Below are 12,901 nucleotides of genomic sequence, written 5' to 3' on the forward strand. Positions count from 1 at the left end.
GCAAGAGGATCGGCGCCTCTTCCCCACTCTATCTCTTGACTTCAGTCGGCGAGTTGTAGTAGAATAACTTTTGCAGAGGCGGGGCGTGGCGCAGCTTGGTAGCGCGCTTGGTTCGGGACCAAGAGGCCGCAGGTTCGAATCCTGTCGCCCCGACCATTGATTTTATCCGAGGTTTAATGAAGTTAGGCAGAGGATACAGTGGGGACTTGACGCCTATGGTGTTTGAACAGTTAAAAGTTGAGGAGATAGTTAAGGCCAGGATGAGTAGTCCTGGCTTTTTTGCTGTGTGGATATAGGGGTTTCTTTTAATTTTAGTGTCACTACGTGGGTAGGGACAGATTCATAAAGTCATTATTTCTTGCGTAGGATTGAATCCTTTATTTTGATCATGTTAACATTTTAGGAAGGGAATTAACATTTCGAGGAGTATGAAAAAATGCAAGTTTTTTCTTTCAAGACTGTTGTTAAGGGTTTTATAACATTACCTTTTAACACTTCTTCATTTCGACTAGGTGATGTTCTTTTTGAAGTTGAAGAAGAGTATCGGTCGAATCAGGAATACCATATTGTGAAGAACAATTCGGAAAACATAGTCTTAAATAATACATTTACTGTTAACGATCAGAATTTAGATAAAAAAGATTATATTCTATATAGAATAAGCACTGCTGTAAAGGCTGAGAATAGAGAAATCGCTCATCAAACAGCAGTAGAAAAAGTGAATCAAAGACTCGATTTAATATCACTTCTAACAAAAGGTCGGTTTGACCCGGTAAAAACTGGGATTACTCTTTCCCAAATGGACAATAAAAAAACACGTGTTGCTTCTGTTGATGTAACTTTGATTGGAGTATTCGATTCGGAGACTATACATAGACTGCAGGAAGCAACTCGTGCAATGACTTGGATAGATGACAATATCCGGACAAGAATACTTAAGTGCATTCGTTTTTATCGAAAAGGGCTTCTAGAAAAGCAGCCAGATGTAAAATTTATATTCTTCATGATAGCTTTAGAATGTCTTAGTAAAGTGAAAAAATCAAATAAAGCATTTCCTGTTTGCAAAAAATGCAAAAACGAGATAACCAAGTGTATACATTGTCACAGTGAAACATCATATGAACCTGCTGAAAAGACTTTGATAAAAGAATTGTTAGTGAATGATTTGAAACTTCTTAAAAACTCGGAGTTTAATAAGCTATATAAAATTCGTTCCTCAATCATACACGGCGGCAATTCAATATCAAAAAAAGAATTAAATTTAATAGAACATGAAAATTTACGGTTAAGAGAGCTCATTCCAGCTTCGGTTGAAGCCGTTTGGAAAAATCATATGCTTGCAGATCAAGTTAAAGATATAAATATCATTGAATATTGGGAGTAACAGCTCCCAAACTAATACATGGTTAAATAAAAAGAATCTAGTAGTATGGACCTCATTAGATTTTTATCTAGGTATTGTTTTATTGTAAAATGGCTTATGTCGGAAAAGTTTAATACAATCGTTATAAACTCTATGTTCGATGAAAGACGTACTTTCGATTGGTCTTCCCATAAAAGAATCTATTCCAACATACAATACGATTCTGATCTTCCTACCCTTGATAAGATGCTCTACCCAAATTTCGGGAGTATTTTGCATTTGCTGAGAATTAACATGCGTCTCGTAATCAAGATACGGACATTGTGGATGTGGTGGCATTACATGATCGAACACCCTGTTTAAAATACGATTACCTTTCTCGCCCTTCCCAACATATATCAACTTTTTCTCGTCGCTCTCAATCAAGTAAATCCCGTTATCCTCTAAAGTTGCATCCGTCAAGTTTCCAAACGGTTTCTCTTTCTTTTGAATGATATCATAAAAGCCCGTACCATTTTTCTTACACCAGTTTTTTCCAGGGTGACTCTTTATCCAATCTAAGACATACTCACAATAATCGTCGGACTTAGGAAAGGTGCTGTCGAATTTTTTGCAATAATTCACTTCTTTTTCCAATGAGTGTATTAGCGTATCTAATTCCGACATTGAGACATCTCCCTTTCGTTTTTTCAAACAACAGGATTTACTTAGGCTTATATCTGTACGTTTCGAGACGCTCACTGCAAACTTTTCTTTCGTCATCGGTGAACAAAGATACGTACTTTTCTCGGAGGATCAAAGCCTCGACTGACAAATTTAGTTTGCCAGCCTCATACAACTTCGTAAACCCATCCGACGGTGCGTCTTTCGAGATTAGTATTTTGGCAGCTTCATAACCACCTTTTTCGCTCACCATCTGTAAAAATCTTGTGGCGTTATACTTAGCTTCTTTTTTAGCCTGTATGTACACGTTGACCATATCTTCATGAAATTGCTTTCTCAAATCCATAAAACCATGTCCTCCTATAATCTGGACACTGCCTCATATTTTGGCCTAGCGGAATGATGGCAGGTTCGATAAATCACAACCACTAGAGATCTGTTGGTCTGCAAGTTTGTTTAGCCAGTGCAATCCCAGTTTTGATAGCTTAGGATTCCATCATGACGTAGTATTTGGTGTTGTCTTTGTCAAGTAGGCGGATGGTTGAGGGGACGTAGCCGTTGAGGTAGGGTTTGGTGGAGCCGAAGGGGGAGCCTCCATAATTTGTACCGCCAGAACCCGTATCGTCGTCGGCTAAGCAAGGTGTAGAAGAAAACGCAATAAAAATAGTTACCAGTAGACCTATAAATTGTTTTTTCACGATATCACCTACTGCGGAGGACGTACAGTAAGAGTGCCTTGTGTAAATACAGTGTTGTTATTTGTGTTAGTTAAGCCTGCAACGCTCTGACCTACAAGACTTCCTGTATAAAGGGATTCATCTTGATTATAATGTCCATAAGCTTTTTCGTTAGAGGGGCTCTTCCCCGGTCCCGCGAACCACACAAACTTTTCGCCTGTGTACATCACCATGAACTGGCTGCCTTCGGCTCCCTCGAAACCACGAATTAATAAACCCGCTTGTTGGGTTTCGGGATCTACATAGTAGAGCATGTTTTGTTCGGGGATGCCCCATAGCTTGAGGTATTCAGGGACATTGACCATCCAGCCGCCCCGTGGGTCTTGTACGATGATGTTGGGGTGGGTGTCTTTACTGATGGTAAGGGAAGTCGGGAGGTTTGAAGGCTTTTTGGCTTTGGCAGGTACCTTCTTCCAGGTGACGACAGTGACTTCTTGTGTATCGGGGTTGTAAAAGGCTTCATCACCCAGGGCTTGTACCACGCTACGCAGGGGGACAAAGAGGCGATCGCTAGTGATTTCGGGGGCGACGACATCTGGCATACCGATGCCACCCGAGCTGACGATTTTGTTGCCGGTGCGAAGTTCTACTTTGTCAGTTGCACCTGCCGCGTCTTGCCTAGCCACCTTAGCACCTTGACCGTTGGGCAACGGAGTGACCCCGCTATCCGCTACGCCCATGGCGTAGGCGGTGTAGCGAACAGGCATCATCGTGCGGCCATCCTTGAGATAAGGGGCGACATCCATTTGACGCTGTTCACCGTTGATCGTGTAGGCGGTGCTGCCGATTTGGAACTTGCTGATCATCAATTGATCTGCTGGCGTTTGAGCAGCCGAAGCAGGTCCTATAAAGGATGTTGCTGCTAACGTTAGTACTACTGTTGGAGCTACCATCCTTATAAGAGGTAACTTGAAGCCCATCCATTTTCCTCCTATGCAGAAACTCACTCCTTTTTTCGACAGTACAATATCCATATCCTTCAATGGGATGGGCTGTTGTGGGGAAAATAAAAGCGTGACCCAGCGTTAAGGGCCACGCTTTTTTGTTGCTAACGTACATTAGAACAACCCTGTTGACGTCCGCTGTTTAACATTCGGTAATATTCTTCTCTCAGCAGATCAACTTCTCGGGAAGCACGAACTGCTTGGTCTAACTTTCGTTCGAGTAAAAACCTCGATGCTTCATGCCGCTTTTGGTTGATCTTTTGGAGAAGATCTTCTGCGTTGGAATACATCTGTCGTAATCCCCCATCCTTGTTGTGTTGATGGGAGACTATTCGCCTAAAAATTGTAAATTCATGCTTTTTTAGTTTATCTTTGTAATATTCCAGTGTGCACACCGTTATTAGCTGTCACCTACGAAATCGAATAAATTTAACTCCCTCTCGCCCCGGCCCAACCGCCGTCTATCGGCCTTACGAACTGCGGCTTCAAACGACTGGTCTAACGAGTTATTCTTCATAAGCCCGTTATATCGACGGGTATGGAAGTCACGGGTGGTGATGCTGCACTTGGAACATTTGGCAACGCAAAGGCACTCGTCCCATATGAACTCGACTTCTCTTCCGCAGTAGGGGCACCATGCGTCGCCGGATCGAAACTTTGGTTTGTAGCCCTCTGGCGGGGCAATGAGGTTTGGATGTATTGAAAATCTCTCCTTCGTTCATTGCTTTGACTATATTGCAGATGGGAGTTTTATATTGATTGATTTCTTGAACTCTTCCACGCCCAGAAGTTCATCTGCTGAACACCCTAGAGAGATCGCCAGCAACCTTATATACTCCGGGCTGGGAGAGCATTTATCCCGTTCCCAGTTGGATATAGTGGAGTAAATGTATCTTGAGCCGGTCATGTCCGCCATTCGATCGGCTACTTGTTGCTGGGTTAGGTTTCGGCTTTTTCGGATTAGTATGAGTTTCTCACGGAACTTCAAAGCGTGCACCTCGCTAACAATAAATTCTATTTTTCTTTTTCTAGGAAAGATAGCGTTTTGATAATGTTATCTATGTGGTCTTTATCTCCCCACAATATGATGTAGTTATAAACATCACCATTAATCTTGACTGGTTTCGGATATTTGATTATACCCCATTTTCGACACCCCCAAAGTGCTCCGCCAATGAATTTAATTTAAGTCCAATCGCAGCTATGGTTTAAGAATTGCGATGTTGAACTTTCGGCGGAAGCGTAAACCGCGTAAATTCAATCCCGGCTAGTGCGGCTGCGCGTCGCAGTTCTGGAGTGTCAAATCGGCGAGGCATGACACGACGAACGGTGCCATCCGTTTGCGGGTTAATCAGGATTACCACATCGGAGAACAACTGCATAAACGATGCCGCCGTCGGTGATTTGGATAAGCGGTTTCCGGGGAGCCGGATGGGCTTCGTCTCCCTGTCCATGTTTTGACGTAGCCTACGCTCCAGTAAGCTGTAGATCAACAAACCAATGAGAAACACATAGCCGAGGGCCATGATGCGATTCGGCGTTTTCAGCCAGATCTGATCTACCACGGCAGGATCCTTGAGCCAACGGAATCGGTTCTCAACGGTGATTTGCCCTTTGTACCGGCGAAGGAGCTCCACGGCATCTTCCATCGTGTCATTGGTCATGAGGATAAAGGTTTCTTCTCTGCGCTGTGCGGCCGCCAGTCGCGTTTTGTCGATGTCGCCCACAGTAACACCGACCTGCCACTTGGTCTCGTATTCGGGTACGAATCCGGCTGGGCGTCGACCGCGTCCACGGGTGGTTTTTTCTTGCTGAATCGCCACCACGTCCGCCGATAGCGAATGCAATGCCGTAGCGTAGGCAGACAGGAATTCGGTTCGCGCAGCCTGTGCGTCCGCTTCACAGGCGTAGAGGCGTTTTTGCAGCTTCGCAGCCGCTTTCACCAGCGCTTCTTTTTCTCGCTTCGCCTGACGCTCCAGCATGCCCGCCTTTTGACCAGCAAGGGAACTGGAGTGAATGACAAAGAAGCGATAGGTTCGGCCATCGAGTTCGTCTGTCGTTTCCCATAAACGATACGTGGCGGCGTCGGGTTTGTCGGAGAGGGCGCCCACATTCCTCCAATCGTTTGCCTGCTCTGCCGCATGCTTCAGGGTTTTGCTCAGTTGATACGTTCCCGGAAGGCGCATGACAAAGAGCATCTCCACATCATGAAGACGCTTCAGGTTCTCCAAGGTCACCAGCGCGGAGTCGGCGATATACATGACTTTTTGGCTGACATGGTGCCCGACGAGGCCGGCCAATTCGTCAATCACATCACGGTTCCAGGTCTTGTCCGATTGGTTCCCGTTCATCACTTTCCCGGCCACGGGAACCCCTTCTGCGACAACAAGCCCATAGAGGAACTGTTTGAGATCGGGTCGCCCATCTTTGCTGTAGCCGTAGGTAATCGACAATTCTCCTTCACCCTCATAGGCGCCATATACGCTTTGGGATGTCGTATCGGAGTGGAGTTGTCGTAGATCAATGCCGTGGCGAACCACGGAGACCGTGGACACCATATCAAAAACATGCTTCGGATTCGCCTCGTACATGCGATCCAGCAAGAGACCGAAGTGCCGATCATGCAAGGCATCCAGCGAAAGCGCACCCGGCCCGAAGATCAAATCCAAATCCGTGTTTTCGTAAAACTTGCGAATCAAGTACAAGGGCGTCCGGGATGCCATCAAATTGACCAACATGGCCACCATCAAGTCCCCCGGGGTAGCAGACCACTGCTCTTTGTCCCACCGGAGCATATCGTTGATGATCTCGCGGATCCCAATTTCTCGACAGTACTCCGCAAAAATCGGCATTCCGCCTACGGAAAGAACATCCACGGTATCCGGAGTGGTGGTTACGTGCTCCATCGGGCATCCCCCTACGTTACTTTTAGGAGGATGATTCGACAAGAAATCGGCAACTCCTTTAAATGGATCCTATTTCCATTAAAAAAGTAAAAACACCCCGGAGTGGGGTGTTGAAGATGCGTTATACAAGCAGATAAATCTTTTTCTGTTTGATCAGCAGAAGGCCTAATAATGCGGGCTTCTTGCCCATTAACAATCGTTTTTTCAAAAAGGGGATAAGTTCCATACGGATTTAATTTATGATCTGCTATATTCGCTGCAAGTTCATCGATAGACAAACCATCCCACCCCTTAAGAGCTGAATAATCGAAATAACCCTCGACTCCTTGGTGCCTGTGTGAATAATCTTTGACTGATATCCATGAAGCTGGATACTCTAGCGAAATACCGTACTCAATATCTGATTGTCTTAATTTGTCCCCCTGATTAGTTGAGTTTGCATGGGAATGGGACATAGGGCTACAGGCCGTAATTAGTACTAGAAAGAAGCAACAGTTAATAATTGCTATTATTCTTTTCAACATTAGGATACCCCTCATTCGAAGAAATCCTATTAATTTTTCGACAGCAACTCACCATTTCCTTCGATGGATTTATTTGTATTCATAGCGTAGATTCTAATTGTTGTTTGATGTTGACTTCCTCCCCCACTAGAGCGATGATGTCCACGACCCCCACCACCATCGCAAAGGAGGAATTTTATAGGCCATAACTGGTTTCCCGACAAATTAAGATTGAGCTAATATCGCCAATAACCGTCAATCAATGAACATCCCAGAGGAGGGAATCTATCGAACATAACCGTCTCCCCAAAACTAAATCTACATGAGCTAATACCGCTAGAATCTTCATCTCAACAAGAAGGAGGTCGATCTATGGACACAGTACCGGCACCGCTTCTTTGATAATTGAATACGAGAAGTGTACCTTCATGGATGGGGTAAGATTGTCGGCTTAGATCCACGCTGAGCTGATCTGCCGATGATTGCGATTGGCAACGGTACGGCCAAGCAAGGCAGCAACCGCCACTGGCCACCACACCCGGCCACCAACCGGCGAATTCCGGCCATACTGACCGTCAGCAAATCTCCCCACAATGTCCGAGGGGAAGTACGTCCTATCAACGTGAAGGCGAGTTTGCCCTTAAAACCCGAGAGGTAGTCCGCCCTCACGACCGACGGTAAAGTCTGCCTATCAATTCAGATGGATACGTCCGTCCAGATATCAAGCGAGGGCTGTCTGTTTATTGGCCGTCGCTTAGAGGTCGTGGCCTTTCGGGTCTGGCAGTCTTTCCCCACAACGACAAAGAAGCGGAAAGGCACTTGGCCCTTCCGCTGTCGATCTGTCCTAGCCGTTCTGCCGTTTCTTCTCACTTTCTTCATACCCACGCCGTATTAACGCGAGGGAATCGGTGGAATCGTCTTCCTTCAGCGGCACCGCAGTGGGCTGCTGTTTTCCCGCTGCCTTCTCCCTCGCTTCTCGTTCCTGGTTCAACCGCTCATAGCCTAGGGCCAGCAGTTCTAACGAGGTCATGGGCTTCATTACGACTTCCTCGCCGTCTTCCACAAGAATCTTCAGCAGGTCACCGTTTGCATTCGAGCGATACTTCCAAACTTTACTCATTATCTTTCAACTCCTGTAATTTTTGTTGGGCTTCGTTATCCCTCCAAACGATCTCGCCTGTCTTTTCGTAGAGCTGTACCCAAATGGGAACAACTCCTTGCTCAAACGCCCTAGACATCTCGCCTTCAAGCGGAGATACGGTCACATCAGATCCGGTATAGGTGCTCGAGAACCAGTACTGCGGCGGTCTTCCCTTTGAATATTTATATTTTCTGTACTTTTCTGGGTCTGTCTTTTCCAACTGACTTATACTCGCCTGTGTCATAAAACGCTCATAAGACCACCTTAGCAATTCTTTCTTTTCGCTAATCTTACGGTAATGCAAAAGAAGCTCGGCTTTCAATCGCCGGGCTTCCAACATCATGACATCATATTCGTCTGAAATGTCCTTCCAGAATTTTTCCTTTGCTTCGTTCAGCGTGTTCAGGTTCTCCTGCATCCGTTCGATTCGCATCTGGCGAACAAACTCAATCCGCTCATCGTAATCCTCTACCTCACGGCTGAGACGTTCCATTTCCCGTTTCTTTTTGGATACTTCTGCTTGCGGGAGATCATTGAACAGCATCTCGCTGTACTCTTTCTTCAAGTTGGCAAGACGGATACGGGCGTTGTTCTTTTCATCGACGATGGCATCCACTTTGGCCTGCATACTGGCTGCATCGTCCTCACAGAATTGTAGCTGTTGCCGATAATCCATGCTTTGCTCTCCCCTACTCCATAATTATCGCAAGTGTGAAATTGCTGACACCACATCACCTACTCATCAAATTTGGCAAGTTCACGCTTTAACTCCTCAATTTCCCGTTCGATGGCCTCATTGCTGCGGGGATCATATTCGGCCTGGGTCGCTACGATATTGTGCTGATCCTTGAGGATGCCGAGGCTCTTTAGCACCAGCTCTGCATGTTTGCCAGAACCATCGACCGCCCTGGCCACCGTCGCGTCCATCACATCGGCCAGCATCTCATTAACGCTTTGCAGCACCCGTCGCTGGATCTCTTTCTGGAAGTTTTCCTCAGCCCTCCAGCGTCGGAGGGTTTTCTCATTGACGCCACAAATCTCGGCAATCTCTTTCAACGTATGGCCGCCTTTGTTGGGTAGGCTGAGTAGCTCAATCGCCTGCAACATCTCATAGCTGTATTCCCTACGCCGGATAAGCAGGTTAGGGCTTTCTGCAAACATGGCACGCCTCCTTGTGATTGTTATTTCCTATATAAATAGGTTTATCGGTGACCGTTGACCTTGCTGTGCAACTAGAGGATTTCCTCAACGGTGTCGTCGTTGATCGCCAGGGCTGATCGGATACGTTGCTCCACCTCTGACAGCAGTCGTTTTTCCTCACGCTCAATCGAAGATACGAGTGCGGTGCTGATGCCGGATCGACGGGCCAACTGTCCTTGCGTAAGGCCGAGGTGGGTACGAATGATGCGGATCGATTCGGGGGTTAACGTGGCCATTGGATCACCTCCTCTCGGTGGCATGATTTTTCTACCTCGATGGAAAAAAAATAAGAGCCAGCCGAAAACACTGGCCCTCACCGCTTTTTCATTATATAGGTGGGCAGGCGATAAGATTTACAAGTGCAATTACACTTTTTATGAAGTACAGGTAGATACAGACTACAAACGCCCTACTCTGAAAGGTTGATCGTAATTCATCTCGATTTGTGACAGGTGAATTGACGGAATTTATACCATAAGCCCACTATTACAATGAACCGGGATTAACGTTATTATGATAGTGGCAACAGGATGTACAAGAACCTCCCCACACCTGTTGACCGGCTGCTCCACCCAAGTTCTTTCGGCCCTTAGCGAATTTAACATTCCTTTTGGATGATGTGATTGTAGGATTTCGTGCCATTAGGCAAATCGTGCCTACGACCTCGTCCATATAAAACATCAGGAGGGACCGTATTGAACAACGCTGGGCAGAACATTTGTGAACCGACGTCTCATCTCACATCTTCTGGCTCGACCACCGTGAACCAACAATTACATCAGGAAATCGTTGATGGCCATTTAACGGTGGCTGAGGAAAATCGACTCCTCGCATCAGCGATTCGCTACGCCCGTCGTGGATGGAAAGTGCTCCCCCTTCATTGGCCCGAGTTTGATGAGCAGGAGAAGGTTCGCTGTTCTTGCACGAATGGATACGAATGTTCCAGTCCAGGAAAGCATCCACTTGTTTCAAAGTGGACGGAAGTAGCTACAACGGATGAAGAAACGATCCGCAAATGGTGGTCCACCTGGCCAAAAGCAAACGTTGGCATCGCTACCGGCAAAACATCAGGCATCCTCGTACTGGACGTTGACCGGGAAAGTGGCGGGCTTTGTACCATTCAAGAATTGAAAAATAAACATGGCGAACTTCCCGAGACCGTACGTTCCACCACTGGCAACCTGGGCAGGCACTATCTGTTCACTTATCAAGAAGGGCAGGATATCCGCAATCGGGTAGGCTTCCTCCCCGGTCTGGATATTCGCAGCAACGGCGGAATGATCGTGGCCCCACCGAGCACCCATGCTTCCGGTCGCGAGTACGAGTGGAAGATTGGGCCGGAACAGGGCCTGCTACAAGTCCCTGAGTGGCTGCTTTCTTTAATGGAAACGCGAGAGAAAAAACCTATTGAGCAACCGCAGAAAGAAGTTACCACCAACTCCCCATCCGACACCCAAACGGATAACGTTTCCATTATCAGCGGCGGTCGAAATACGCACCTTACCAGTCTCGCTGGTACGATGCGGCGTCGCGGGATGAGTGAGCCGGCGATGCTTCAGGCACTGTTGGAAGAGAACAAGCTGAAATGTAAACCTCCCCTTCCGGAAAAAGAGGTCCGTACCATCGCCAAGAGTGTCGGCCGGTATGAACCAGAAACAAATCGGAAACAGAGTTTAAGTACCGTACTCATGAGCGATGTCGAGGCTATTGATGAGAAGTGGTTGTGGAATCCGTACATTCCTCTAGGCAAGCTGACTTTAATCGAAGGCGATCCAGGCTGCGGTAAGACCTGGGTATCCTTGGCGGTAGCAGCAAAGGTCTCTCGCGGGGAATTTGAAGGTATAGACGGCCCCGGCAGGGTTCTTTATGCTACTGCGGAGGATGGGTTAGCTGACACATTAAAGAAGCGACTCGATATTCTCGGTGCTGATTCACGTTTCATTGAGGCAGTTATTGGGATCGATGGGTCCGACGAAGCTTTCGATTTTTCCAAGCTTGAGCTTCTGGATGAATACTTGGAAGATCGAAAACCTGTCTTGTTTATCGTAGACCCCATTCAGGCATTTTTAGGCACAGGTGTAGATATGCACCGGGCTAACCATGTTCGGCCAATTCTATCAAAGGTAGCAAAACTTGCTGAGAAGCACTCCTGTGCGATAGTCTGCATTCGCCACTTATCCAAGGCAACGGGCAGCAAAAGCCAGTACCGGGGCCTGGGTAGCATTGACTTTACTGCCGCAGCACGAAGTGTGCTATTAGCTGGACAAGATCCCAATGATCCAGAAAACCGTGCCTTTGTTCAAATCAAAAGCAGTATTGATATTAAAGGACCTGCGATGGGCTATCGTATGGATAAAGATGGCTTTCACTGGACAGGCGAATCGGAGTTAACTGACCATGACCTGTTAAGCAACCCAACCGCTCCTTCCTCAAATAGAGGCAAAAAGGCTTCCGTTATGGACTGGCTAAAAGAAGAACTTATGGATGGGCCGAAAGAAGCTGGCAAAATAAAAGAGTTAGCGTTATCGAAGGGATATACAGAAAGCCAACTTCGGACTGCAGCCGATTCGTTGGGGATTGCTCGCTATAAATCCTCCGGTCAAGGTCAAGCTTCACCCTGGTACTGGACGTTATCGGAACAAATGTTAACGGCGTCGTTCTGACCTATACAAATGCGACGATAAGATGTGGTTTCGCTTATTCATAGCATCTTGTCACCTTGTCATCTTGTCAACTTGCACTCAAGGTTATCGCGGGTCATTAAAGCACCTTCGCATCTTGTCAACTTGTCAACTTGTCGTCTTGTACGACCCAGGCCAAAGGAAAATACTAACCAAAAAGAAAGGGAGAGAAGGATTAACTTTTCTCCCACCTCTCTCTATTTATAGTTATATAAAATATATAATATTCAAAATATTTAATAAATAAAGTTAATCCCTCTCTTCTCTTTTTATATTGGCTATGTTTTTTATGGTATGGCGGGGTTCAAGTGACAACATGACAAGTTGAGAAGATGTTATGTCGTATCTACAAGGTGACAACTTGACAAGATGAGAACATGTCTGTCGTTACCCGTTATAGTCTCAACATGACAAGACGACAAGATGACAAGGTGCGATGAGTTGACCAAGTCGCATCTTGCTACCCGAACGTGATGCCTATGGACATTCGAGGTTTGACGTTATATCGCCGTTAGACCAATGGCTATTACTGGGCACACGGCGGAGTTGATGCCCCTAACGTCACCATGGGGATTTTCGGCCAGACCTGCCGTTCACGCCTCTACAAAAATCTTTTGATGGTTGACGAATCATCGATTTGATTAGTCGTCATCTTGAAGGCGTACCAAATTGATACGAGTGACCTGGCATTAACCACCCCGAAAATTCCGTATCGGTTGAAGGGAATCGTACCCCTCCTTTTACCCCATTGGCAAATTCATCT

At 46.4% G+C, this 12,901-nt stretch carries 13 protein-coding genes and 1 tRNA gene; 3 read left to right on the top strand and 11 right to left on the bottom strand.

All coding sequences use genetic code 11. The annotated features are described in order from the left end of the window. The first annotated feature begins 79 nt into the window (after positions 1-79). Both GTO89_RS16500 and GTO89_RS16505 read left to right on the top strand, forming a co-directional pair. A tRNA-Pro gene (locus GTO89_RS16500) sits at positions 80-156 on the top strand. 280 nt (positions 157-436) lie between these two features. After that, positions 437-1,384, top strand: coding sequence for a HEPN domain-containing protein (locus tag GTO89_RS16505; protein ID WP_161263196.1), 948 nt, complete (start codon positions 437-439; stop codon positions 1,382-1,384). 63 nt (positions 1,385-1,447) lie between these two features. Here the strand turns inward: GTO89_RS16505 and GTO89_RS16510 are convergent, their stop codons facing one another. From GTO89_RS16510 to GTO89_RS16560, 11 genes are all read right to left on the bottom strand, one after another. Continuing rightward, positions 1,448-2,029 (bottom strand): hypothetical protein, encoded by a 582-nt coding sequence (locus GTO89_RS16510; RefSeq protein WP_161263197.1) that lies wholly within the window; start codon positions 2,027-2,029, stop codon positions 1,448-1,450. Between the two features lie 37 nt (positions 2,030-2,066). Beyond that, complete coding sequence (locus GTO89_RS16515; RefSeq protein WP_161263198.1) at positions 2,067-2,372, bottom strand: hypothetical protein; 306 nt, start codon at positions 2,370-2,372, stop codon at positions 2,067-2,069. 139 nt (positions 2,373-2,511) lie between these two features. Continuing rightward, the gene (locus tag GTO89_RS16520) at positions 2,512-2,724 is read right to left on the bottom strand and encodes a hypothetical protein (RefSeq protein WP_161263199.1); all 213 of its coding nucleotides are present in this window, start codon (positions 2,722-2,724) and stop codon (positions 2,512-2,514) included. A gap of 8 nt (positions 2,725-2,732) precedes the next feature. After that, entirely contained in the window at positions 2,733-3,683 is a 951-nt protein-coding gene (locus GTO89_RS16525; protein ID WP_161263200.1) for a stalk domain-containing protein, read from the bottom strand. A 754-nt stretch (positions 3,684-4,437) separates the two neighbouring features. Next, positions 4,438-4,704, bottom strand: coding sequence for a helix-turn-helix domain-containing protein (locus GTO89_RS18010; RefSeq protein ID WP_407929504.1), 267 nt, complete (start codon positions 4,702-4,704; stop codon positions 4,438-4,440). 211 nt (positions 4,705-4,915) lie between these two features. Continuing rightward, positions 4,916-6,613: an IS1634 family transposase gene (locus GTO89_RS17205; RefSeq protein ID WP_161263202.1), complete on the bottom strand. Its 1,698-nt coding sequence runs from the start codon at positions 6,611-6,613 to the stop codon at positions 4,916-4,918. An 11-nt stretch (positions 6,614-6,624) separates the two neighbouring features. Further along, entirely contained in the window at positions 6,625-6,891 is a 267-nt protein-coding gene (locus GTO89_RS16540; protein ID WP_161263203.1) for a hypothetical protein, read from the bottom strand. Between the two features lie 1,069 nt (positions 6,892-7,960). Then, entirely contained in the window at positions 7,961-8,236 is a 276-nt protein-coding gene (locus GTO89_RS16545; RefSeq protein WP_161263204.1) for a hypothetical protein, read from the bottom strand. Continuing rightward, the gene (locus tag GTO89_RS16550; RefSeq protein ID WP_161263205.1) at positions 8,229-8,933 is read right to left on the bottom strand and encodes a hypothetical protein; all 705 of its coding nucleotides are present in this window, start codon (positions 8,931-8,933) and stop codon (positions 8,229-8,231) included. Before GTO89_RS16550 ends, GTO89_RS16545 begins: the two co-directional genes overlap by 8 nt. 59 nt (positions 8,934-8,992) lie before the next feature. Continuing rightward, positions 8,993-9,418: a phBC6A51 family helix-turn-helix protein gene (locus GTO89_RS16555; protein ID WP_161263206.1), complete on the bottom strand. Its 426-nt coding sequence runs from the start codon at positions 9,416-9,418 to the stop codon at positions 8,993-8,995. A gap of 71 nt (positions 9,419-9,489) precedes the next feature. Beyond that, positions 9,490-9,693: a helix-turn-helix transcriptional regulator gene (locus tag GTO89_RS16560; RefSeq protein WP_161263207.1), complete on the bottom strand. Its 204-nt coding sequence runs from the start codon at positions 9,691-9,693 to the stop codon at positions 9,490-9,492. Between the two features lie 459 nt (positions 9,694-10,152). Here GTO89_RS16560 and GTO89_RS16565 point away from each other — a divergent pair, with 459 nt between their 5' ends. After that, the gene (locus tag GTO89_RS16565; protein WP_161263208.1) at positions 10,153-12,120 is read left to right on the top strand and encodes a bifunctional DNA primase/polymerase; all 1,968 of its coding nucleotides are present in this window, start codon (positions 10,153-10,155) and stop codon (positions 12,118-12,120) included. Positions 12,121-12,901: the final 781 nt, after the last annotated feature.

Source organism: Heliomicrobium gestii (assembly GCF_009877435.1).
Taxonomy (GTDB): domain Bacteria; phylum Bacillota; class Desulfitobacteriia; order Heliobacteriales; family Heliobacteriaceae; genus Heliomicrobium; species Heliomicrobium gestii.